This window comes from Streptomyces sp. NRRL S-646 (genome assembly GCF_000720765.1).
Taxonomy (GTDB): Bacteria; Actinomycetota; Actinomycetes; order Streptomycetales; family Streptomycetaceae; genus Streptomyces.
The window spans coordinates 267023-288634 of sequence record NZ_JODC01000002.1; the positions used below are offsets into that span (position 1 = coordinate 267023).

The 21612-nt window shown below is 71.1% G+C and carries 19 protein-coding genes; 7 read left to right on the forward strand and 12 right to left on the reverse strand.

The features are described from left to right. Positions 1-17: 17 nt before the first annotated feature. From ureG to IH68_RS0103775, 3 genes are all read left to right on the forward strand, one after another. Positions 18-695, forward strand: coding sequence for an urease accessory protein UreG (ureG, locus tag IH68_RS0103765; protein ID WP_030928230.1), 678 nt, complete (start codon positions 18-20; stop codon positions 693-695). After that, entirely contained in the window at positions 683-1450 is a 768-nt protein-coding gene (locus IH68_RS0103770; RefSeq protein ID WP_030928231.1) for an urease accessory protein UreD, read from the forward strand. Before ureG ends, IH68_RS0103770 begins: the two co-directional genes overlap by 13 nt. Before the next feature lie 139 nt (positions 1451-1589). Continuing rightward, complete coding sequence (locus IH68_RS0103775) at positions 1590-3185, forward strand: alpha/beta hydrolase (RefSeq protein ID WP_107057395.1); 1596 nt, start codon at positions 1590-1592, stop codon at positions 3183-3185. A 68-nt stretch (positions 3186-3253) separates the two neighbouring features. Here the strand turns inward: IH68_RS0103775 and IH68_RS0103780 are convergent, their stop codons facing one another. The 6 genes from IH68_RS0103780 to IH68_RS0103805 form a co-directional block, all read right to left on the reverse strand. Further along, positions 3254-3985, reverse strand: a complete 732-nt coding sequence (locus tag IH68_RS0103780) for a lysophospholipid acyltransferase family protein (RefSeq protein WP_030928233.1) — start codon at positions 3983-3985, stop codon at positions 3254-3256. A gap of 260 nt (positions 3986-4245) precedes the next feature. After that, on the reverse strand, positions 4246-5475 hold the full coding sequence (locus IH68_RS0103785) for a PP2C family protein-serine/threonine phosphatase (RefSeq protein WP_030928234.1): 1230 nt from the start codon (positions 5473-5475) through the stop codon (positions 4246-4248). Positions 5476-5544: 69 nt separating this feature from the next. Then, a complete protein-coding gene (locus tag IH68_RS0103790; protein WP_030928235.1) occupies positions 5545-8007 on the reverse strand; it encodes a SpoIIE family protein phosphatase in 2463 nt (820 codons plus the stop codon). A 120-nt stretch (positions 8008-8127) separates the two neighbouring features. Next, positions 8128-9348 (reverse strand): ornithine--oxo-acid transaminase, encoded by a 1221-nt coding sequence (rocD, locus tag IH68_RS0103795; RefSeq protein ID WP_030928236.1) that lies wholly within the window; start codon positions 9346-9348, stop codon positions 8128-8130. Continuing rightward, positions 9345-10157, reverse strand: coding sequence for a dimethylargininase (gene ddaH / locus IH68_RS0103800; protein ID WP_030928238.1), 813 nt, complete (start codon positions 10155-10157; stop codon positions 9345-9347). The genes rocD and ddaH overlap by 4 nt, the downstream gene beginning before the upstream one ends. A 154-nt stretch (positions 10158-10311) precedes the next feature. Continuing rightward, a complete protein-coding gene (locus IH68_RS0103805) occupies positions 10312-10797 on the reverse strand; it encodes an Lrp/AsnC family transcriptional regulator (RefSeq protein ID WP_030928241.1) in 486 nt (161 codons plus the stop codon). 78 nt (positions 10798-10875) lie between these two features. Here IH68_RS0103805 and IH68_RS0103810 point away from each other — a divergent pair, with 78 nt between their 5' ends. The 4 genes from IH68_RS0103810 (at position 10876) to IH68_RS0103825 (ending at position 15055) form a co-directional block, all read left to right on the forward strand. After that, complete coding sequence (locus IH68_RS0103810) at positions 10876-11628, forward strand: LytR/AlgR family response regulator transcription factor (RefSeq protein WP_030928244.1); 753 nt, start codon at positions 10876-10878, stop codon at positions 11626-11628. Then, on the forward strand, positions 11625-11993 hold the full coding sequence (locus IH68_RS0103815) for a hypothetical protein (protein ID WP_420718970.1): 369 nt from the start codon (positions 11625-11627) through the stop codon (positions 11991-11993). Before IH68_RS0103810 ends, IH68_RS0103815 begins: the two co-directional genes overlap by 4 nt. Before the next feature lie 10 nt (positions 11994-12003). Beyond that, a complete protein-coding gene (locus IH68_RS0103820) occupies positions 12004-13719 on the forward strand; it encodes a cation acetate symporter (protein WP_030928250.1) in 1716 nt (571 codons plus the stop codon). A gap of 121 nt (positions 13720-13840) precedes the next feature. After that, the gene (locus IH68_RS0103825) at positions 13841-15055 is read left to right on the forward strand and encodes a sensor histidine kinase (protein WP_030928252.1); all 1215 of its coding nucleotides are present in this window, start codon (positions 13841-13843) and stop codon (positions 15053-15055) included. A 21-nt stretch (positions 15056-15076) separates the two neighbouring features. On the opposite strand, the gene IH68_RS54995 is transcribed toward IH68_RS0103825, so the two are convergent. The 6 genes from IH68_RS54995 to IH68_RS0103855 all read right to left on the reverse strand — a co-directional run bounded on the left by IH68_RS54995 (position 15077) and on the right by IH68_RS0103855 (position 21610). Next, positions 15077-15247 carry a hypothetical protein gene (locus IH68_RS54995; protein WP_030928253.1) on the reverse strand — a complete coding sequence of 57 codons (171 nt, stop codon included), beginning with the start codon at positions 15245-15247 and terminating at the stop codon, positions 15077-15079. Positions 15248-15260: 13 nt separating this feature from the next. After that, entirely contained in the window at positions 15261-17099 is a 1839-nt protein-coding gene (locus IH68_RS0103835; protein ID WP_030928254.1) for a serine/threonine-protein kinase, read from the reverse strand. A 28-nt stretch (positions 17100-17127) separates the two neighbouring features. Further along, positions 17128-18537: a PASTA domain-containing protein gene (locus tag IH68_RS52675; RefSeq protein WP_078912302.1), complete on the reverse strand. Its 1410-nt coding sequence runs from the start codon at positions 18535-18537 to the stop codon at positions 17128-17130. A 67-nt stretch (positions 18538-18604) separates the two neighbouring features. After that, positions 18605-19555, reverse strand: coding sequence for a cytochrome c oxidase assembly protein (locus IH68_RS0103845; protein WP_030928256.1), 951 nt, complete (start codon positions 19553-19555; stop codon positions 18605-18607). 120 nt (positions 19556-19675) lie between these two features. Continuing rightward, positions 19676-20701: a 6-phosphofructokinase gene (locus tag IH68_RS0103850; RefSeq protein WP_030928260.1), complete on the reverse strand. Its 1026-nt coding sequence runs from the start codon at positions 20699-20701 to the stop codon at positions 19676-19678. A gap of 180 nt (positions 20702-20881) precedes the next feature. Next, positions 20882-21610, reverse strand: coding sequence for a type 1 glutamine amidotransferase (locus IH68_RS0103855; protein ID WP_030928263.1), 729 nt, complete (start codon positions 21608-21610; stop codon positions 20882-20884). Positions 21611-21612: the final 2 nt, after the last annotated feature.

Sequence of the window (21612 nt, forward strand, 5' to 3'; positions counted from 1 at the left end):
AATTTGGAGCCATAGCCATGCATCTGGAACACCACCACGACGGCCCCGGCGCCGTCAGCGCCGACGCCCGTCGTCCCGACGGTTCACGGCGGGCCCTGCGGATCGGGCTCGGGGGGCCCGTGGGGTCGGGCAAGACCGCCACCGTTGCGGCGTTGTGCCGGGCCTTGCGCGACGAGCTTTCCCTCGCCGTCGTGACCAATGACATCTACACCCGCGAGGACGCCGAATTCCTGCTCCGGGAAGCCGTGTTGCCGCCCGAGCGGATCACTGCCGTGGAGACGGGGGCCTGTCCGCACACCGCGATCCGGGACGACATCTCCGCCAACCTGGAGGCGGTGGAGGATCTTGAGGACGAGGTCGGGCCGCTGGATCTGATCCTGGTCGAGTCCGGTGGGGACAATCTCACCGCGACCTTCTCCAAGGGGCTTGTCGACGCCCAGATCTTCGTCATTGATGTTGCGGGTGGCGATGACATTCCGCGGAAGGGCGGGCCGGGGGTGACCACGGCCGATCTGCTCGTCGTCAACAAGACCGACCTTGCGCCGTATGTCGGCTCCGATCTCGGGCGCATGGCCGCCGACGCCAAGGCGCAGCGGGCCGAACTGCCCGTCGTCTTCCAGTCGCTCAGGAACGAGGCCGGGGTGACGGACGTCGCCGGCTGGGTGCGGGCGCAGCTCGCCGCGTGGACGGCCTGACCGTGAACGGGGTGCGGGCCACCGCTCGGATCGTCGCCCGGGACGACGGGCGAGGCGGTACGGCGCTGCCCGTGCTGGAGGGAGAAGGGCCGCTGGCGCTGCGGCGGACGCGGGGCAGTGGCGCCGAGGCGCGGGTCATGCTCGTCGGGGCGATGAGCGGGCCGCTCGGCGGGGACGAGTTCGCCGTCGAGGCCGAGGTGGGGAACGGGGCGCGGCTGCGGGTCGGATCGGCCGCCGCCACCATCGCGCTGCCCGGGCAGGCCAAGGGCGAGGCACGCTACGACGTGCGGCTCGACGTCGCCGACGGGGGTGAACTGGAGTGGCTGCCCGAGCAGTTGATCTCCGCCCACGGGAGTGATCTGTACGTCAGGACGCGGGTCGAGCTCGGCGGTGCCGCCCGGCTCGTGCTGCGCGAGGAACAGGTGCTCGGGCGGGCCGGCGAGCAACCCGGGCGGCTGACCAGTCGTCTTACGGTGTGTGTCGAGGGGCGGGTGCTCCTCGACCAGGAGCTGGCCTGCGGGCCCGGGGCGCCGGGCGGGTGGGACGGCCCGGCCGTGCTGGGCGGGCAGCGGGCCGTGGGGCAACTGGTCGTCGTACGGCCGGAGTTCGGGGTGCAGCCCGTGGCGGCCCGGGTGCTGGGTGAGGGTGCCGTGGTGATGCCGCTCGCCGGTCCCGCCGTGCTCGTCAGCGCCGTGGCGGCCGATGCCCTGCGGCTGCGGCGGGTGCTGGACGAGGCGCTGGCTGCCGTCGCGTGAGTTTCCGCTGAGCGGGACAAGGGTCACCGTTTATCGGATTGGTAAAGAAGGTCAACAACCCCTGTTCTCGGCATGTACACAGCCGAAAGGATCCTCCTGACATTCGCAATGACGTTGGGGGAGGTCCCACTTGAGGGATATGAGACGAAATAAGCGGGCCACCGCGCTCGGCTCGGCCGGAGTGCTCGCCGCGGCGACGCTCATAGCCGGAGCCGTCGCGGCGCCGAGTGCCAGCGCGACCGCGGGCTCGCGGCACGGGCAGGACCGGGAGGCCCGCGGTGCCGCCATCGCGGCCGAGCGGGCGGCGAAGGCCGGGATCGACTGGCAGGACTGCCCCGCCGACTGGGGGTTCGCCAAGCCCATCCAGTGCGGGTACGTCAGCGTCCCGCTCGACTACGCCAAGCCGTACGGCAAGCAGATCAAGCTCGCCGTGGACCGCATCGGCAACACGGGGACCAAGGAGGAGCGCCAGGGCGCCCTCGTCTACAACCCGGGCGGCCCCGGCGCGTCCGGTATGCGCTTCCCGACGCGGGTCACCAACAAGAACCCGATCTGGGCCAACGTGGCCAAGGCGTACGACTTCGTGGGCTTCGACCCGCGCGGTGTCGGCCACTCCGCGCCGATCTCCTGCATCGACCCGCAGGAGTTCGTGAAGGCGCCCAAGGCCGACCCGGTGCCGGACTCCGAGGCCGACAAGCTGGCCCAGCGCAAGCTGGCCGCCGAGTACGCCAAGGGCTGTGCCGAGCGCAGCGGCAAGGCGATGCTCCGACAGATGACCACGCCGAACACGGTGCGCGACCTGGACGTGATCCGTGCCGCGCTCGGTGAGAAGAAGCTCAACTACCTGGGCGTCTCCTACGGCACCTACATCGGCGCCGTCTACGGCACCATGTTCCCCGGCCATCTGCGCCGCATGATCGTGGACAGCGTCGTCAACCCGTCGCGGGAGAAGATCTGGTACCAGGCCAACCTGGACCAGGACGTCGCCTTCGAGGGCCGCTGGAAGGACTGGGAGGACTGGGTCGCCGCCAACGACGCCACCTTCCACCTCGGCACCACGCGCGACGCGGTCCAGGCGAAGTGGGTCGAGCTGCGCGCCACCGCCAAGAAGAGCCCCCTCGGCGGGGTCGTCGGCCCGGCCGAGCTGATCTCCTTCTTCCAGAGCGCCCCGTACTACGACTCCTCGTGGGTGCCGGTCGCGACGGCCTTCAGCAAGTACTTCGCCGGTGACACCAAGGCTCTGGTCGACGCGGCCGCCCCCGACATGTCCGACACCGCGGGCAACATCACCGCGGAGAACGGCAACGCCGTCTACACGGCCGTCGAGTGCACCGACGCCAAGTGGCCCACCAGCTGGAAGAAGTGGGACAAGGACAACACCGAGCTCAACAAGAACTACCCGTTCATGACCTGGGCCAACGCCTGGATGAACCTGCCGTGCGCCACCTGGCCGGTCAAGCAGCAGAGCCCCGTGAACGTCAAGACCCACAAGGGTCTGCCGCAGGTCATGATCGTGCAGTCCACGCATGACGCCGCCACCCCGTACGACGGCGCCGTCGAACTGCACCACCGCTTCAAGGGCTCCCGCCTGATCACCGAGAAGGACGCGGGCTCGCACGGTGTGACCGGCCTGGTCAACCCGTGCATCAACCAGAAGGTGGACGACTACCTCCTGAGCGGCAAGCTGGACGCCGCGGACGTGACCTGCACCCCGCACGCCACGCCCAAGCCGTAACCGGCAGCGGTACGAAGTGAGGGGCGGCCGGAACACTCCGGCCGCCCCTTGCTCGTGCTCAGCTCGTCCTAGCCCAGCGGCATCCGCGGGAAGCGGCGCTCCTTCTCCGCGGCGCCGGCCGCCTCGGTCTGCTGTGCCTTGACGACGGCCGCGTACTCGTCGACGTACTCCTGCTCGGACAGCGACAGGATGGCATACATGATCTCGTCGGTGATGGCGCGCAGGATCGCCTTCTCGTTCTCCATGCCGGCGTAGCGGGAGAAGTCGAGGGGCTTGCCGAAGCGGATGACGACGGGGTGGATGTTCGGGATGACCTTGCCGGGCGGCTGTGCCTCGAAGGTGCCGATCATCGCGCAGGGGATGACGGGCACCTGGGCCCTCAGCGCCATCACCGCCACCCCGACCTTGCCCTTGTAGAGGCGGCCGTCGTGCGAGCGGGTGCCCTCGGGGTAGATGCCGAGCAGTTCGTTCTTGCTCAGCACGCCGAGGCCCTCGCGGATGGCGGCCTGGCCTGCTTCCTTGCCGGTGCGGTCGACCGGGATCTGCCCGGCGCTGCGGAAGAAGGTCGCGGTGAGGCGGCCCTTGATGCCGGGCCCCGTGAAGTACTCCTTCTTCGCGAGGAAGGTGATGCGGCGCTTGAGGATCGCCGGCATCAGGAAGTGGTCCGAGAAGGACAGATGGTTGCCGGCGACGATCGCCGGGCCTTCGGCCGGTACGTGTTCCAGGCCTTCGATGCGAGGCCGGAAGACCAGTCTCAGCAGAGGTCCCAGCAACACGTATTTGAGCACGTAGTAGAACAAAAGGTCGCTCCTCACTCCGGCGGATCGCCTGTGCCGCCGCGTTCCAGCAGGTCAACCGGCGTGTCGTGGGATCGCCAGTCTATGTGCAGGCGCAGTTCGCCGGAACACGGCGGACGCCGCGTCGCGCGCGTGGGGACAACTGCCGCACCAGCCTCCAGTTACCGACTGGTAGACAGCAACCTGATGACACATCATGGCGCGATCGCGCTCAACTGCTGGCGGACGCGCGGCCCTTGCGGCGCGTCGCCGCGTCTGAGCGCTCACAGTCGCACGATGACCAGGGCGGTGTCGTCGGTCGCACCTCCCGGCGGCAGCAGCTCCAGCAGCACCGCGTCCGCCAGCCGTTCGGGATCGTCCGTGCGGTGGCGGGCGAGGGAGTCGGCGAGGCGGGCCAGGCCGGTGTCGATGTCCTCGCGTCTGCGTTCGATCAGGCCGTCGGTGTACAGGACGAGGGTGGCACCCTCGGCGTACCGCGTGCAGGCCTCGGGCCTTGGGATCGGGTCGGGGCGGGCGTCGAGCGGCGGGTCGGTGGCCTGGTCGAGGAACTCGATACGGCCGTCGGCATGAACGAGGATCGGCGGGGGGTGCCCGGCGCTGCTGTAGGTGATGGTGTGCTCGTCGAAGTCGATGAACGTGGTGACGGCGGTGGCGGATTCGGCGCCGTCGACCACGTTCGCATACCGGCCCAGGACGTTCAGCGCCTCGCCCGGCCCCTCGGCGACCCGGGAGGCGGCGCTCAGCGCGCTGCGCAGCTGGCCCATGACCCCGGCGGCCGCCAGACCGTGCCCGACCACGTCGCCCACCGCCACGCCGATGCGGTGGCCGCCCACCAGGTCGACCAGGTCGTACCAGTCCCCGCACACGTTGAGCGAGCCGACGGCGGGCCGGTAGCGCACGGCGGCGTGCCGGTGGCCGGCCTGCGGGCGGGCGGGCAGCATCGCCTCCTGCAGTGCAATGGCCACCTCGCGCTCGCGGGCGTGGGCCTGCCGCAGCCGCTCGTTGAGGTCCTGCAGTTCGCGGGCCCGGGTGTACAGCTCGGCCTCGAGCACCCGGGCCCGGCTGCCGCGTGGGCCGCCCCTGGCCTTGATCAGCTCGGTGACCTCCTCGATGCGGTGCACCAGCAGCACCGTCTTCCCGTCCGGGCCGGGTACCGGGGCGTTGACCGGGCTCCAGTAGCGCTCCTCCCACTCACCGGGCCGGTCGGGGCTCTCGACGTCGTAGCGCTGCAGGGCCATGGCGTCGCGTTCGCCGGTCTCCAGGACCCGCTGCAGCGAGGCCGCCAGATTGCGCATCCCTGAGGCGGTGGAGTCGTTCGGGTTGTCGGGGAAGACGTCGAACAGATAGCGGCCGACCACCTGCTCGCGGGTGCGCCCCGCCGTCCGCAGGTACTCCTCGTTGGCGTCCGCGTACACCAGCTCGGGTGTCAGCAGCGCCACCATTCCCGGCAGGCACTGGAACACTGCCGCGTAGTCGATCGCCCCATCGTTCATGGCCACCGCCTCACTGCCGGGTTCACGCCATTTTCCCACGTGATGCGACGTATGTGCGGTACCGGTGTGTCAGGTCGGGGGTTCCGTCAGGGACTGCTCGGCCCAGATGACCTTCCCCTCGGGAACGAAGCGGGTGCCCCATCGCTGGGTGAACTGGGAGACCAGCAGCAGGCCGCGGCCGCCCTCGTCGGTGGTGCGCGGATGACGCAGGTGGGGTGCGGTGGCGCCGCCGTCGGAGACCTCGCAGATCAGGGCGCGTTCCCTGATCAGGCGCAGCCGGATGGGGCCCTCGGCGTGCCGGATGGCGTTGGTGACCAGCTCGCTGACCACGAGTTCCGTGGTGAAGGCCAGCTCCTCCAGACCCCACTCGGTCAGCTGCCGGGTGGCTTCCTTGCGGGCGTCGGCGACGACGGCCGGGTCGGCGGGCAGGTCCCAGTCGGCGACCTGGTCGGCACCGAGGAGCCTGGTGTGGGCCATCAGCAGCGCCACGTCGTCGTCCGGGCGGTCCGGGATCAGTGCGTCGACCACGGCCCGGCAGCGCAGGTCGAGCGAGGGCGCAAGCCGCTCAAGGGCCCGGCGCAGCCGGTCCCGGTCCGCGTCGACGGGCCGGCCGTCGTCAGGGCCGGCCAGCAGTCCGTCGGTGTGCAGAGCGAGCGTGCTGCCCTCGGCGAGGGCCAGCTCCACGGCCTCGAAGGGCCGCCCGCCGACGCCGAGCGGCGGCCCCTGCGGCAGGTCCACGAAGCTGACGCTGCCGTCGGGCATGACGACGGCGGGCGCGGGGTGGCCCGCGGCGGCCATCGTGCACTGCCCGTCGACGGGGTCGTAGATGACGTACACACAGCCGGCCCCGGCGACCTGTGCGTCGACGTCGTCCGGAGCGTCCGGTTCGCCGCCCTCCTCACAGCCGGTGCGCGCGACCAGGTCGTCGAGATGCGCGAGCACCTCCTCGGGCGGCAGGTCCAGCGCCGCCAGGGTGCGTACGGCGGTCCGCAGGCGTCCCATGGCCGCGGCGGCGTCGATGCCGTGGCCCGGTACCTCCCCCACGACGAGGGCGACGCGGGCGCCGGACAGCGGGATGAGGTCGTACCAGTCGCCGCCCAGGCCGGTGAGCTCGTCGGCCGGCCGGTAGCAGGCGGCCACCTGCACGGCGTCCTGATCGGGCAGCCGGCGGGGGAGCAGGCTGCGCTGCAGCACCAGAGCCGCATTGCGTTCGCGGGTGTAGCGGCGGGCGTTGTCCACGCAGACCGCCGCCCGTGAGACCAGGTCCTCGGCCAGGCTCAGGTCGTCCTCGTCGAAGGGCTCCTGACGCCGGCGCCGGAAGAACGTGGTGACGCCCAGCGTGACGCCCCGCGCGCGGATCGGCACGATCATCACGGTGTGCAGCCCCAGTTCCAGAAACGTGGCTGTCCGGTCGCCGGGCAGGTCGGTGGCCCACTCCCTGGCCAGCGGGTCGAGCCGCTCCTCACGCCAGGACAGGCCGGTGGCCAGGCACCGGATCGGGGGCGATCCGGGCAGATAGGTGGCCACCGCGCCGATCTCCACGACGGCTTCGGGAACGCCGGGGTTCACCGACTGGTGCCCCGCCCGCCGCAGGGGCACCGCCTCCGTGGGGCTGAGCGGTCCGGCCGGGGGCTCCGCGCCGCGCAGCACCCACTCCAGCAGGTCGACGAAGACGAAGTCGGCGCAGCCCGGCACGGCCACGTCGGCCAGCTCCTGAGCGGTCCGCACGATGTCCAGGCTGCGGCCGATCTGCTCGCCGGCCCGGTCGAGCAGGGCCAGCCGCTGCCGGGCGCGGTGCCGCTCGGTGATGTCGACGACCGTGTAGTAGACACCCATCGGGTGGCCGTGGTCGTCGTCGAGGCGGGTGAACGACATCATGTGCGCCGTCTCCCGGAGCGGTGCGGAGCGCACATGGCCGACGTGCTCGTACCCGACAACCGGCCGCCCGGTCTCCAGCACGCGCTGCATCTGTGTCTCGATGCCCTCGGAGTCGATGCCCGGCTGGATCTCCGCCAGCCGCCGCCCCAGCCGCTCTCCGGGGGAGCCGCCGCCGAACCGCTCCAGGGCCGCGTTCGACCAGACGCACCGCAGATTCGCGTCCACGATCGCTATGCCGACGGGGGAGCCGGTCACCATCTGCTCCAGCACCGCACGGCTCATGTCCCAGCCGCGCGCCCCGCCCATGTCGGAGAGCAGCACCAGCCAGTGCGCCCCGCCGCCGGGCCCCACCGCAGGAGTGATCCGGACCATCACCCGGACCTGGTGCCCGTCCTTGCGCCGGGCGGTCAGCAGTCCCGCCCAGCCGCCGTCCCGGCGGCACCGTTCGGCGACCTCGGGCACCCGTGCGGCATCCTCCGCGGCCAGCAGTCCGCCGACCGGGGTGCCCACCACCTCGGAGGCCGTGTAGTCCAGCAGCCGCCGGGCGTCCCGGGTCCAGCTGGTCACCACGCCCTGGGCGTCGAGCAGCAGAGGCGCGGCATCGGCCACGTCGAACCGCTGCCGGGCAGCGGCCTGCTCCTCGTCAGTGCCCACGGCCGACCTCTCTGTCGCTGAGAGTGGTCTACCACCTCTTGTCCCCATCTTCACCCTCCGGGCAACCGGTGAGGACGCAGAGAAAAGTGGGGGGCGGACTCCCACCGCCCCCCACTCCGGTCACGAACCCAGGACCTTCTCCAGTGCCCCGAGCGCGGACTCCAGCTCCTCGCCGGTGATCGTCAGCGGCGGCGCCAGCCGGATGGTGGAGCCGTGGGTGTCCTTGACCAGGACCCCCTCGCGCTGGAGGCGTTCGCTGATCTCGCGGCCGGTGCCGATGGCCGGGTCGACGTCGACACCGGCCCACAGGCCGCGGGCGCGGAAGCCGGCGACTCCCTTGCCTACCAGGGCGGACAGGCCACCGCGCAGAACCATGCCCAGCTCGGCGGCCCGGCGCTGGTACTCGCCCGTCTCCAGCAGCTCCACGACGGCCGTGCCGACCGCGGCCGCCAGCGGGTTGCCGCCGAACGTCGAGCCGTGCTCACCCGGACGCAGCACGCCGAGCACGTCGCGGCGGGCGACCACCGCGGAGACCGGGACGATGCCGCCGCCCAGCGCCTTGCCCAGCAGCAGCACGTCCGGGACGACGCCCTCGTGCTCGACGGCGAGGGTGCGGCCGGTGCGGCCGAGGCCCGACTGGATCTCGTCCGCGATGAACAGACAGCCCTTGCGGCGGGTCAGCTCCCGTACGCCGGTCAGATAGCCGTCGTCGGGGATGACGACACCCGCCTCGCCCTGGATGGGCTCGATGAGTACGGCCGCGGTCGTCTCGTCGACCGCCGCCTCCAGCGCCGCCAGGTCGTTGTACGGCACGATCCGGAAGCCCGGCGTGAAGGGGCCGAAGCCGGTCCGTGCCGTCTCGTCCGTGGAGAAGCTGACGATCGTCGTCGTACGGCCGTGGAAGTTCTCCGCCGCGACCACGATCGTCGCCCGGTCGGCGGGGACGCCCTTGACCTCGTACGCCCACTTGCGGGCCACCTTGATGCCGGACTCGACCGCCTCGGCGCCCGTGTTCATCGGGAGCACCATGTCCAGGCCGGTCAGCTCGGCCAGCCGCTCGGCGAACTCGGCCAGCCTGTCGTTGTGGAAGGCGCGGGAGGTGAGCGTGAGGCGGTCCAGTTGGTCGTGGGCGGCCTGGACGAGCGCCGGGTGGCGGTGGCCGAAGTTGAGGGCGGAGTAGCCGGCCAGCATGTCGAGATAGCGGCGGCCCTCGACGTCCTCCACCCAGGTGCCCTCGGCGCGCGCGACGACCACGGGCAGCGGGTGGTAGTTGTGCGCCAGGACCGGTTCCTCGGCGCGGATCAGCTCGGCGGACGAACGCGTGGTCACGGGAGCGGTCATGAACGGATCTCCTGAGTGCAGCACTTGATGCCGCCGCCTGCCTTGCGGAACTCGGACAGGTCGACGGGCACGGGGACATAGCCGCGGTCGGCGAGAGCGGTGGCGAGGGACTCGGCCTGGGGCGCGATGAAGACGTTGCGGCCGTCGGAGACGGAGTTGAGGCCGAAGGCCAGCGCGTCGTCGAGGGTGGCGAGCACCGCGTCCGGATACAGCCGCGCCAGCACTTCGCGGCTGCCCGGCGAGAACGCCTCCGGGTAGTAGGAGATGTTGTCGTCGTCGAGGACGAACAGCGCGGTGTCCAGGTGGTAGAAACGCGGGTCGACCAGCGTCAGGCTGATCACCGGGTGGCCGAAGAACTCCTGCACCTCGCGGTGCGCCTCGCGGGTCGTACGGAATCCGGTGCCGGCCAGGACGTAGCGCCCCGTCCAGACCAGGTCGCCCTCGCCCTCGCAGACGGCCTCGGGGCGGTGGACGTCGAAGCCGGCCGCCTTGAACCACGTGTCGTAGTGCGTGGACTCCGGGCGCCGCTCGGGCGCGTGGAAGAGGGCGCCGAAGACGCGGCCGTCCACGACGACCGCCGAGTTCGCGGCGAAGACCATGTCCGGGAGACCGGGTGCCGGCTCCAGGGTGTCGACGGTGTGACCGTGGGCCCGATAGGCGCCGATCAGCGACTGCCACTGCTCCTGGGCCAGGTCCACGTCGACGCGGACATCGGGTTGCATCCAGTGGTTGATCGCGTACTGCACGGCGAAATGTCTGGGTTCGCAGACGAGGAAGCGCCGTAGGCGCGGCACACGGGAATCGGACACAGAGGGGTTCCTCCGCTTCCTGCGGTGTCGAGGGTGGGTTGACACCAAGGTAGGAAGTGACGGAGTCGGGCGACAAGGAACAAGAATTGCGTGTCCGCGCAGGAATGCTGCGTCTTGCGCCGGTTCTACGCAGTCCTGCTGCGCGTTCGGACGTTTATTCGGGGGCAGGTTGGGTGGCGCCGGCCTCCGGGCTCTCCGGGAGCAGATGGGACAGCACCATCACGCTGATCGTCTTGCGGATGAAGGGTTCGATGCGGATCCGCTCCAGGACCTCCTCGAAGTGGTCCACATCCCGCGCCCGTACGTGCAGCAGCGCGTCCGCGCCGCCCGTCACCGTCATCGCCGCCGTGATCTCCGGATGGTTGCGGACCACCTCCGCGAGCCGCCGCGGCGGGGCCGCGCCCTCGCAGTACACCTCGACGTACGCCTCCGTGCGCCAGCCCAGCGCCGCAGGCTGCACCGTGGCAGTGAACCCGGTGATCACGCCCGTGTCGCGCAGCCGGTCCACCCGCCGCTTGACCGCCGTGGACGACAGCCCGACGGCCGCACCGATCTCGGCGAAGCTCGTCCTGGCGTTCGCCATCAACGCGGTGATGATCTTCCGGTCGAGCTCGTCGAAGGGGGCCGGCCTGCTGTTCATGTCGGCACTGTATCCAGCAGGAACGTCCACACCACGGCGCATGTCCACGCGTACGGATTCCACCTACACTCCGGGTTCATGCTGCGCGCCCTCGCCGTCGACGACGAACGCCCCTCGCTGGAGGAACTGCTGTATCTGCTGAACGCGGACCCCCGCATCGGCAGCGCGGACGGCGCAGGCGACGCGACCGAGGCGTTGCGCCGCATCAACCGGGCGCTCCAGTCCGGTCCGGGCGGTCCCGAGGCGATCGACGTCGTCTTCCTCGACATCCACATGCCCGGCCTCGACGGCCTCGACCTGGCCCGGCTGCTGACCGGCTTCGCCCAGCCGCCGCTTGTCGTGTTCGTCACCGCCCACGAGGACTTCGCCGTGCAGGCCTTCGACCTCAAGGCCGTCGACTACGTCCTCAAGCCCGTCCGCAAGGAACGCCTCGCGGAGGCCATCCGCCGGGCCGCCGAACTCACCGGTGCCGCCGCCCCACGCATCCCCGTGCACGAGCCCGACCCCGACCACATACCGGTCGAACTCGGCGGTGTGACCCGCTTCGTCGCCGTCGACGACATCACCCACGTCGAGGCCCAGGGGGACTACGCCCGCCTGCACACCGACAAGGGCAGCCACCTCGTACGGATCCCGCTGTCCACCCTGGAGGAACGCTGGCGCTCCCGCGGCTTCGTCCGCATCCACCGCCGCCACCTGGTCGCCCTGCGCCACGTCGGCGAACTGCGCCTGGACGCGGGCACGGTGAGCGTCCTGGTCGGCGCCGAGGAGCTGCAGGTCAGCCGCCGCCACGCACGCGAACTGCGGGACCTGCTGATGAGGAGGCCGTGACCGTGCCCCACCAGGATCCCGCCGAGCGCCGCGTCGTCGTCACCGGCCCGCCCCGCCGCACCCGCCGCGCCTCCGGCTACTACCGCCCGCGCACCGAGATCGACGAACAGACCACCCTCGGCCACACCTACGTCCGCTCCCTCATGCGCACCCAACTCCGCGCCGCACTCGCGGTGTTCGCCTTCCTCGGCCTGCTGATCGGCCCGCTGCCCCTGGTCTTCGCCGCCACACCGCACGCCCGCCGCCTGGAGTGGGTGATCCTCGGCTTCTGCCTCTACGCCCCGATGGTCCTGCTCGCCCTGTGGTACGTCCGGCGCGCCGAGCGGAACGAACGAGACTTCGTACGCCTCGTGGAAGATCGGTAGCGGTGCGGCAATGAACTCCAGCTATGCCGTCCCCGCCGTCGCCCTCGTCGTCGTGGCAACCGTCCTGGTCGGCGCCTTCGGGCTGCGCATCTCCCGTACCACCTCCGACTTCTACGTCGCCTCCCGCACCGTCGGCCCCCGCCTCAACGCGGCCGCCATCAGCGGCGAGTACCTCTCCGCCGCCTCCTTCCTGGGCATCGCGGGCCTGGTCCTGGTGCAGGGCCCCGACATGCTGTGGTACCCGGTCGGTTACACCGCCGGCTATCTGGTCCTGCTGCTGTTCGTCGCCGCCCCGCTGCGCCGCTCCGGCGCCTATACGCTGCCCGACTTCGCCGAGGCCCGGCTGGCCTCGTATGCGGTACGGCGGCTGGCCGGGGCGTTCGTTGTCGGTGTCGGCTGGCTGTATCTGCTGCCCCAACTGCAGGGTGCCGGGCTGACGTTGACGGTGCTGACCGGTGCGCCCGACTCGCTCGGCGGGGTGATCGTGGCCGTCGTGGTGGTCGCCACGGTCGCTGCCGGCGGGATGCGCAGCATCACCTTCGTGCAGGCCTTCCAGTACTGGCTCAAGCTCACCGCCCTGCTGGTGCCCGCCCTGTTCCTGGTTTTGGCCTGGCAGGGTGACGGCGCGCCTCGCCATGCCTTCGAGGAGCCGGCGACCTTCCGTGAGCAGCGCGTCGTACGCGTCGACGACAGCCTCGACCTGAAACTGGACCGGCCGCTGACCGTCACCGTGACCGGCACGGTCGACGGCCGCACCCACGACGGCCGGCGGATCCAACTCCCCGCCGGCACCCACCACATCGAGCGGGGCACCCGGCTGACCTTCGCCAAGGGCACCACCGTCCCGACCGCCGACCGCGGCACCAACGGCGGCATGTCGACCTCCCTGGCCGCGAGCCGCGAGGAACGCCCGCTGTACGCCACGTACGGGCTGATCCTCGCCACCTTCCTCGGCACCATGGGCCTGCCGCACGTCGTCGTCCGCTTCTACACCAGTCCGCACGGCGTCGCCGCCCGCCGCACCACCGTGGCCGTGCTCGGCCTGATCGGCGCCTTCTACCTGCTGCCGCCCCTGTACGGCGCCCTCGGCCGGCTCTACACCCCCGAACTCACCCTCACCGGCGACGCGGACGCCACGGTCCTGCTGCTGCCCGACCGCTTGATCGGCGGCGTGGGCGGCGACCTGCTGGGCGCGCTGGTGGCGGGCGGCGCCTTCGCCGCGTTCCTGTCCACGGCGTCCGGACTGACCATGGCCGTGGCCGGGGTGCTGACCCAGGACGTCCTGCCGACGCGCGGCGTACGGCACTTCCGGCTCGGCACGATGCTCTCCATGGCCGTACCGCTCGCCGCCAGCGTCATCGTCGGCGGGCTTCCGGTCGCCGACGCCGTCGGGCTGGCCTTCGCCGTGTCCGCGTCGTCCTTCTGCCCGCTGCTCGTCCTCGGCATCTGGTGGCGCAGGCTGACCCCGCCGGGCGCGGCCGCAGGCATGCTGATCGGCGGCGGTTCGGCGTTCGTGGCGGTGGCCGCCACGATGGCGGGCTTCCCGGGCACGGGCCCGCTGCACGCTTTACTGGCCTGGCCCGCCCTCTGGTCGGTGCCGCTGGGCTTCCTCACCATGGTGCTGGTGTCCCTGGCCACCCCGGGCCGGGTGCCGACGGGGACGGAGGCGATCCTGGCGAGGTTCCATCTGCCGGAGGAGCTGAGCGCTCCGCTGAGAGCACGGTGATCAACCTGCGGGCCGGTGGGGGCTTGTCGCGCCCCGCGGCGGAGCCGCAAATGGATACAGCCCCGCGCCCCTTCACGGGCGCGGTGGAGCACCGGGTTTTCCTGTCGGCGGAGGTGAGAGCATGAGCGGATTCCTCGCGGGGCTGTGCGTGGCCGTCCTGCCGCTGCTGGCCGCCGGGTTCTGGCTCGGCCGGCGCACGGCCCGCCCCGAGAGCCTCGGCGATCTCGGCACCCCCGTCGAGCACGCCACCTTCCAGACCCTGCACACCGCCTCCCTGGCCGCGCCCCCGCTGCGGGCCGGCCTGACGGAGGAGACCGCCCGCAAGTCCGCCCGCCGGCTGCGCACCCTCCTCGGCACGGACGCGCTGTGCCTGACGGACCAGAAGGAGGTCCTGGTCTGGGACGGTGTGGGCGGCCACCACCGCGGCGAGATCATGGAACGCCTCGCCGGACCGCTGGAGACCGGCCGCGGCGAGGCCTTCCGCCTCAAGTGCCCCGACCCGGACTGCCAGGTGCGCTGGGCGGTCGTCGCCCCGCTCACCGTCGACGACCGGGTGCACGGCGCCCTGGTGGCCTGCGCGCCCCGCGAGTCCGCCGTCCTCGTCCGGGCCGCCGGGGAGGTCGCCCGTTGGGTGAGCGTCCAGCTGGAGCTGGCGGATCTCGACCAGTCCCGCACCCGTCTGATCGAGGCCGAGATCAAGGCGCTCAGGGCCCAGATCTCCCCGCACTTCATCTTCAACTCGCTCGCCGTGATAGCGAGCTTCGTCCGCACCGACCCCGAGCGCGCCCGCGAACTCCTCCTGGAATTCGCCGACTTCACCCGCTACTCGTTCCGCAGGCACGGCGACTTCACCACCCTCGCCGACGAACTTCACGCCATCGACCACTACTTGGCGCTGGTGCGGGCACGCTTCGGCGACCGCCTCTCCGTCACCCTGCAGATCGCCCCCGAGGTCCTCCCGGTGACCCTGCCCTTCCTGTGCCTGCAGCCGCTCGTCGAGAACGCCGTCAAGCACGGTCTGGAGGGCAAGGCGGCGCCCGTCGGCAAGAGCCACATCAGCATCACCGCGCAGGACGCCGGTGCCGAGGCCCTGGTCGTCATCGAGGACGACGGCGCCGGAATGGACCCCGGCCTGCTGCGCCGCATCCTCGCCGGCGAGATCAGCCCCTCGGGCGGCATCGGCCTGTCCAACGTCGACGACCGGCTGCGCCAGGTCTACGGCGACGACTACGGGCTCGTCATCGAGACCGCCGAGGGAGCGGGCATGAAGATCACCGCCCGGCTGCCGAAATACCAGCCGGGGGTGCACTCGGCCGGGCGGCCGAGCGAGGAATGAGCGGTGTGTGGTGCGGAAGTCTCATGTGCTGCGGGAGGCGACCATCCCGAGGGTGAGCAGACCCAGCACGACCCAGCCGAACCACAGCCAGCCGTTGGAGCCGAGAGCCACCGTGTAGGCGGTCACCACGACGAGGCCGCCGACCGTGATCGCACCCATTGCCTTGGTAGAACCGTCCGTAGAACCGGGCATCGCAACACCCTCCTCAGGATTCGTCCCCCTCCATGGTGCCCCCGTTCTGCTTCCGGACGGTGCAGACGACGAAATGCGTGCCCGATTTCCAGGCGCCCTGGCTGGTCCAGGAGCCCGAGGTGTAGACCGAGGGGTCGAAGCCGTAGTCCCGCGGCGGCACGTCCTTCGCACAGGCCGCATCCGACTGCGTACGGGCCTCGGTGAGCGTGACGTCCCCGCCCAGCCGGGTGAAACCGAGCACCTGCTCGTCGTGCGGCCCGCTGCAGGACACCAGCCGGGCGTCCCGGTCGGAGCGGGTCTGCAGACAGTCACGGCGCTGCATGTTCGCCGTGTCGGTGAAGTCCGAGCCGGCCTTGCGCCGATCGCCGAGCGGCCCGTACACCGGCCCGTGTGCGCCCAGCACCACACAGGCGGTGCGCCGTCCCGCGGCCTCGAACCCCGCCCCGGTCGGTACGACGGCGACGCTGCGGACGTCCGCCAGCCGCTCCCGGATCTCCTGCGTCCGCTCCTCGCACCGGGCCGGCCCCAGCCTGCGCGCCTCGTCCGCGGACGCGGCCGCCACGAACGCCATCACCTGCCCGTCGGGAGCCTTGTCCCGGCAGGACGGATCCGGCGTCAGCCGCGGCACACCCTGGAAACGGTCGCCCGGCCAGTCGGCGAGCACGCACTCTCCGTCCCCCAGCGGCGCGGAAAGCCCCACGGCCGAACCGTACGGCGAGGCCGCGTCGCCGCCGCTCTTCTGGTGCGCCATGGCGTACCAGACCCCTCCCAGGGCCAGCACCAGACCGAGCGCGGCGGCGAGGACCGCCCGCAGCGCCCGCGGGAGCTCGCGGCGACGGTGGGCGGGGCCGGACAAGGACGCGACGACGGGCCCGAAGCCGTCCGTCCCGAACCCGGGCGGAGGAGGAGCGGGCGCGGCCGGCACCCCGGCCGAGGGCGGCTGCGAACCCAGGTCTGTCTGCGTACGGGCGTACGCCTCGGCCTGCGGCGTGACGATCCGCGACAGCTCTGCCTCGGCCTCCGTCGCGGACGGCCGCCGCCCCGGATCCTTCACCAGCAGCGCCTGCAGTACGGGTCCCAGCGCACCGGCGCGCACGGCCGGGCGCGGCTCCTCCATGACCACCGCGGTGACCTCGGCGAGGTGCGACTCGCGCTCGAAGGGGCCGTGGCCCTCGACGCCGTGGTAGAGCGTGCAGCCCAACGAGAACAGGTCGGCGGCCGGGGTCGGCGGCCCGCCCGTGGCGCGCTCGGGCGCCAGATAGCCCGACGTGCCCACCAGCACGGACGCCAGCGTGTAGCGGGTCTCACCGGCGTCCGGCTGCACCGAGATGCCGTAGTCGGTGAGCAGGATGCGCCCGTACGGCGCCCCGGAGCGGTCCGGCGCGAGCAGGATGTTCGCCGGTTTCACGTCCCGGTGCATGACGCCCCGCTCGTGCCCGGCGGTCAGCGCGTCCAGCACGGCGAGCCCGATGCGGGCGCACTCAGCGGGCGCGAGGGGGCCGCGCGTCTCGACCAGCTCCTTGAGGTCGACGGCGCCCGTCACGTACTCCATGACGATCCAGGGCAGCCCCTCGTGCTCCAGCACGTCGTGCACCGTCACCACATGCGGATGGCCGCGCAGTCCCGCCGCGTGCCGGGCCTCCGCGCGTGCCCGTGCGACCCGGGCCTCCCGCTCGTCGCCGCTCGGGTCCGGGTCCCGGAACACGATCTCCTTGAGCGCGACCTCGCAGACGAGTCTCTGGTCGTGGGCGAGCCACACATGGCCCATGCCACCGCTGCCGAGCCGGTTCAGCAGCAGATAACGGCCGGCGATGATCCGGCCCACTCCCGACGTAGGTGATCCTGAATGCATCCGGTGACTCCCGGGTTCTGCGGAGGCGCTACGTGATCGCGATCGAGGCGGGCCCGGAGCTTGCGGACTCACTCGTGGCCGGTGCGCTGCTCGCCGGCCCGCTGGTGGCCGGAGCGCTCGTGGTGACCGGGTTGCTGGGTGGGGGTGCGCCGCTGGTGGCTGGTTTGCTGGGTGGGGGAGCGCTGCTCGTCACCGGTTTGCTCGGTGGTGGGGCACTGGTAGTGACCGGGGCGCTGGTCGTGGGCGCACTGGTCGTCGTCGACGTCGACCTCGGCGGTGCGCTCGACGGGGGCGCCTTGGAACTGGGCGGCGCGCTCGACGTCGGTGCCGAGGACGTCGGCCCGGGGCCGCTGCTCGACGGCGACGACGGCGACGACGGAGGCGCGGGTGAGGACCGGGACGACGGCGGCTGCGACGGCGGCGCTGTGGACGGCCCGGACGTCGAGGGCGGCGGGGGAGTCGTCGGCCCGTGGGACGTCTCCTCGGCGACGCTCAGCGTCACGTACGCCCCGAACCCCAACCGGCTCCCGGCCGGGGGGTCCGAGGCCGCCACTCGCGCGTCTTCGGGCGGTCGCGCCTTCCCGTCGTACCCGACCGCGAGCCCGGCCTCGGCCAGCCGTCGGCTCGCGTCCCCGAACGTCGTCCCGGCGAGCCGGGGCACCGCACGTTCCCTGCGCGTGTCGAAGGTCTTGTCGTGCGCCCCCGTCGTGCCGACCGGCCGGTCGATGCCCAGGGCGGGATCGCCGACGTCGACCAGAGCGAGCCGCTGCATTTTCCGGGGCGCCGGCTGCACGGCCACCACGGCGGAACGCTCATATCCCCGCCACTTCTTGTTCCCGCCCTGGAACTTGACCGAAATCCTGTTCGTGTCACCCGTGAAGGGACGCAGTGGATTTCCGCACGAGCACTTCACAGCCGGAAGTCCCTGTTCATCGACGAGAACGGCGATTCCTGTCTCGAGCAGGGAGTCGAAGGGAACGGCCTTTCCCCTCTTGTAGTCGTGATTCTGCACGAGCGTGTCGTGACGCAGGAGAACTGGAGTGAGCCGGTCCAGGTAACCCGGAATCTCATCCGTGGTGATGTTCAGCGCAGTCGCCCACGCCTGCGCCTTCTGATGGTTCCTGGGGTCCGTGAGGAATTCCTTGAGCTGCTTGATGTCGCAGATGGTCGGTTTCCTCGTGCCTCCGTACAGACCGGGCGTGTCCCCCTGCTGCAGACTCCCCTGCACCGCCTGCGGTCCGACCACGGTGTCATGGCCCAGCCCGATGCCCTCGTCGAAGAAAGGCGCGAGAGAGGGAACTCCCGCGGCCACCGCCTTCACGACGCGCAACGGCGTACTTCGATCACAACCGCTGAGCGCCAGTACGAAAACGAGCAGGACGGCGATCCTGCGAATCGCCGATTTCCCGGCTCCTTGCATAAATGCGCGAAGTGTCATCACCGCTCCCCCCGGCGGTTCCCCCGATGCACTTCATGCTACTGAATGCTTCCGAATGGCGAAGCCCTCAATGCCCGCGTGCGTTCAATGAGGCCAAATAGGCGTTGTATGCCTCGAGTTCCTTGTCGCCGTCACGGTCGGCGGCCCGGTCCTTGCGCCGGGCCTGCCGCTGCTCGGAGCCGTACCACTGGAACAGCAGGGCGAGCAGCACCAGCACGGAGGGAATCTCGCTGAACGCCCAGGCGATGCCGCCGGCCGCGGTCTGGTCGGAGAGCGCCTCGATGCCGAGGGAGGCGGGCGGGTTCTTGAACGTCTCCACCATCGGCGTCGACGCCATCATCAGGGCGATGCCGAAGAACGCGTGGAACGGCATGCCCGCGAACAGTTCCAGCATCCGCATCAGATAACCCGGCCGCTGCGGCCCGGGATCCACCCCGATGATCGGCCAGAAGAACACGACACCCACGGCGAGGAAGTGCACCATCATCGCGATGTGCCCCGCCTTGGAGCCCATCAGGAAGTCGAAGATCGGTGTGAAGTACAGCGCGTACAGGCTCGCGATGAACAGCGGAATGGTGAACGCGGGATGCGTGATGATCCGCATGTACCGGCTGTGCAGCAGCATCAGCAGCAGCTCGCGGGGCCCCTTGCGGCCCTTGCCGGCGGTGGGCAGTGCGCGCAGGGCGAGCGTGACGGGGGCGCCGAGCAGGATCAGGATCGGCGACAGCATACTGATGATCATGTGCTGCACCATGTGCACGCTGAACATGACCATGCCGTAGTCGTTGAGCTTCGTGCACATCACGAGCCCGATGGTCAGCACACCGAGGACGAACGACACGGTCCGCGCTGCCGACCACTTGTCACCACGTCGCCGCAGCCGCACCACGCCGTACGCGTACAGCCCGAGCCCCACCAGGCAGGCCACGAGGAAGAACGGGTCCGCCGACCACTGAAGACCCCGCCCCAGCGTGAACGGCGGCAGATCCATGGTCATGCCGTGCCCGCTGTGATCCATCCAACGGCTCCTGATTCGTGGGGGTTGTGCGCTGTCTGTCCGGACCCAGAGTAGAACCGCCCCCGGCCGCTGCTGCGACCGGGGGCGGACTCTTCAATTCCGTACGAGATCAAATGCGCACTACAGGACGCACTCCGCCTCGTCGTACCGCTCCTCGGGAACCGTCTTGAGGGTCTCGACAGCGTCCGCCAGCGACACCATCACGATGTCGGTCCCCCGAAGGGCCGTCATCTTGCCGAACTCCCCCCGGTGCACCGCCTCCACGGCGTGCCAGCCGAAGCGGGTGGCGAGCACACGGTCGTACGCGGTAGGCGTACCACCGCGCTGGACGTGCCCCAGGATGACCGGCCGCGCCTCCTTGCCCAGCCGCTCCTCCAGCTCGATGGAGAGCTGGCGGGCGATCCCGGCAAAGCGCTCGTGGCCGTAGATGTCCTTGCCGCCCTCGTCGAACTCCATGGACCCGGCCTTGGGCTTGGCGCCCTCCGCCGCCACGACGATGGCGAACCGCTTGCCGGCCTCGAACCGCTCGCCGACCCGCCGGGCCAACTCCTCGATGTCGAAGGGCCGTTCCGGGACGACGATGGCGTGCGCGCCGGCCGCCATGCCGGAGTGCAGCGCGATCCAGCCGGTGTGCCGGCCCATGACCTCCACGACCAGGACCCGCTGGTGGGACTCGGCGGTGGTCTTCAGCCGGTCCAGCGCCTCGGTCGCCACACCCACGGCCGTGTCGAAGCCGAAGGTGACGTCCGTGACCGCGATGTCGTTGTCGATGGTCTTCGGGACGCCGACGATCGGCAGCCCGCTGTCGTACATCAGCCGGGCAGCCTTCAGCGTGCCCTCACCGCCGATGGGGATGATCGCGTCGAGGCCGAGCTCCTCGACATGGCCCTTGGCCCGCTCCACCCCGTCGCGCAGATGCGAGGGCTGGACCCGGGAGGAGCCGAGGATGGTGCCGCCGCGGGCCAGGATGCCGCCCACCGCGTCGAGGTCGAGCTTGAGGTAGTCGCACTCCAGGAGGCCTTTCCAGCCGTCCCGGAAGCCGATGACCTCGTCGCCGTGGTCGACGACGGCGCGGTGCACGACGGACCGGATGACGGCGTTCAGGCCGGGGCAGTCGCCGCCGGACGTGAGGACACCAATGCGCATAGCCCGAAAGAACCTTCTCAACGTGGGCCGGGACCGGACCACGTCGTCCGGCACGAACCCCGCCACCCTAGCGGCAGGAGGGGGCGGGGCAGCAGCATGCGTCCGCCTGCTGGACGACCCCGCTCACCTGTGCGGACGGGGCGTCAGACGGGCTGGTTGAGCGGACCTTGAATCCAGATGTCAGGCGGGCTGCTGGGCCGCTGCGATGCGCTCGCCCCGCAGGGCCTCGTACCAGCGGTCGTCGGTCGGGGGCAGCGCGTTCACGTCGAGCGCCAGCTTCAGCAGCAGGTCGGCGATCAGCGGGTTCCGGGCCAGCACCGGGCCGTGCATGTACGTACCGAAGACCGTGTCGTTGTACGCGCCCTCCGTGCCGTCGCCCGTGCCGTTGCCGTTGCCCAGGCGGACCTGGGCCAGGGGGCGGGCCGTCGGGCCGAGGTGGGTGACGCCCTGGTGGTTCTCGAAGCCGGTCAGCGGGGGCAGGCCGAGACGTGGGTCGATGTCGCCGAGCACGTCACCGACGCAGCGGTCGCCCTCACCACGCACGGAGACCACGTCCAGCAGCCCGAGGCCGGGCTCGCGCTGGCCGAGGTCGTTGATGAACTCGTGGCCGAGGATCTGGTAGCCGGCGCAGACCGAGAAGACGATCGCGCCGTTCTCCACGGCCCGGTGCAGCCCGCCGTCCCGGCGCAGCCGCTCGGCCGCGAGCCGCTGCGGACGGTCCTCGCCGCCGCCGATCAGGTAGATGTCGCCGGAGGTCGGGATCGCCTGGTCGCTGCGCACGTCGAGGCGCGCCACGTCGAGGCCGCGCTGCCGGGCCCGGCGCTCCACGACGAGGACGTTGCCCTGGTCGCCGTACGTGCTGAGCAGGTCGGGGTAGATCCAGACGATCCGCAGTTGGTTGTCGCTCACAA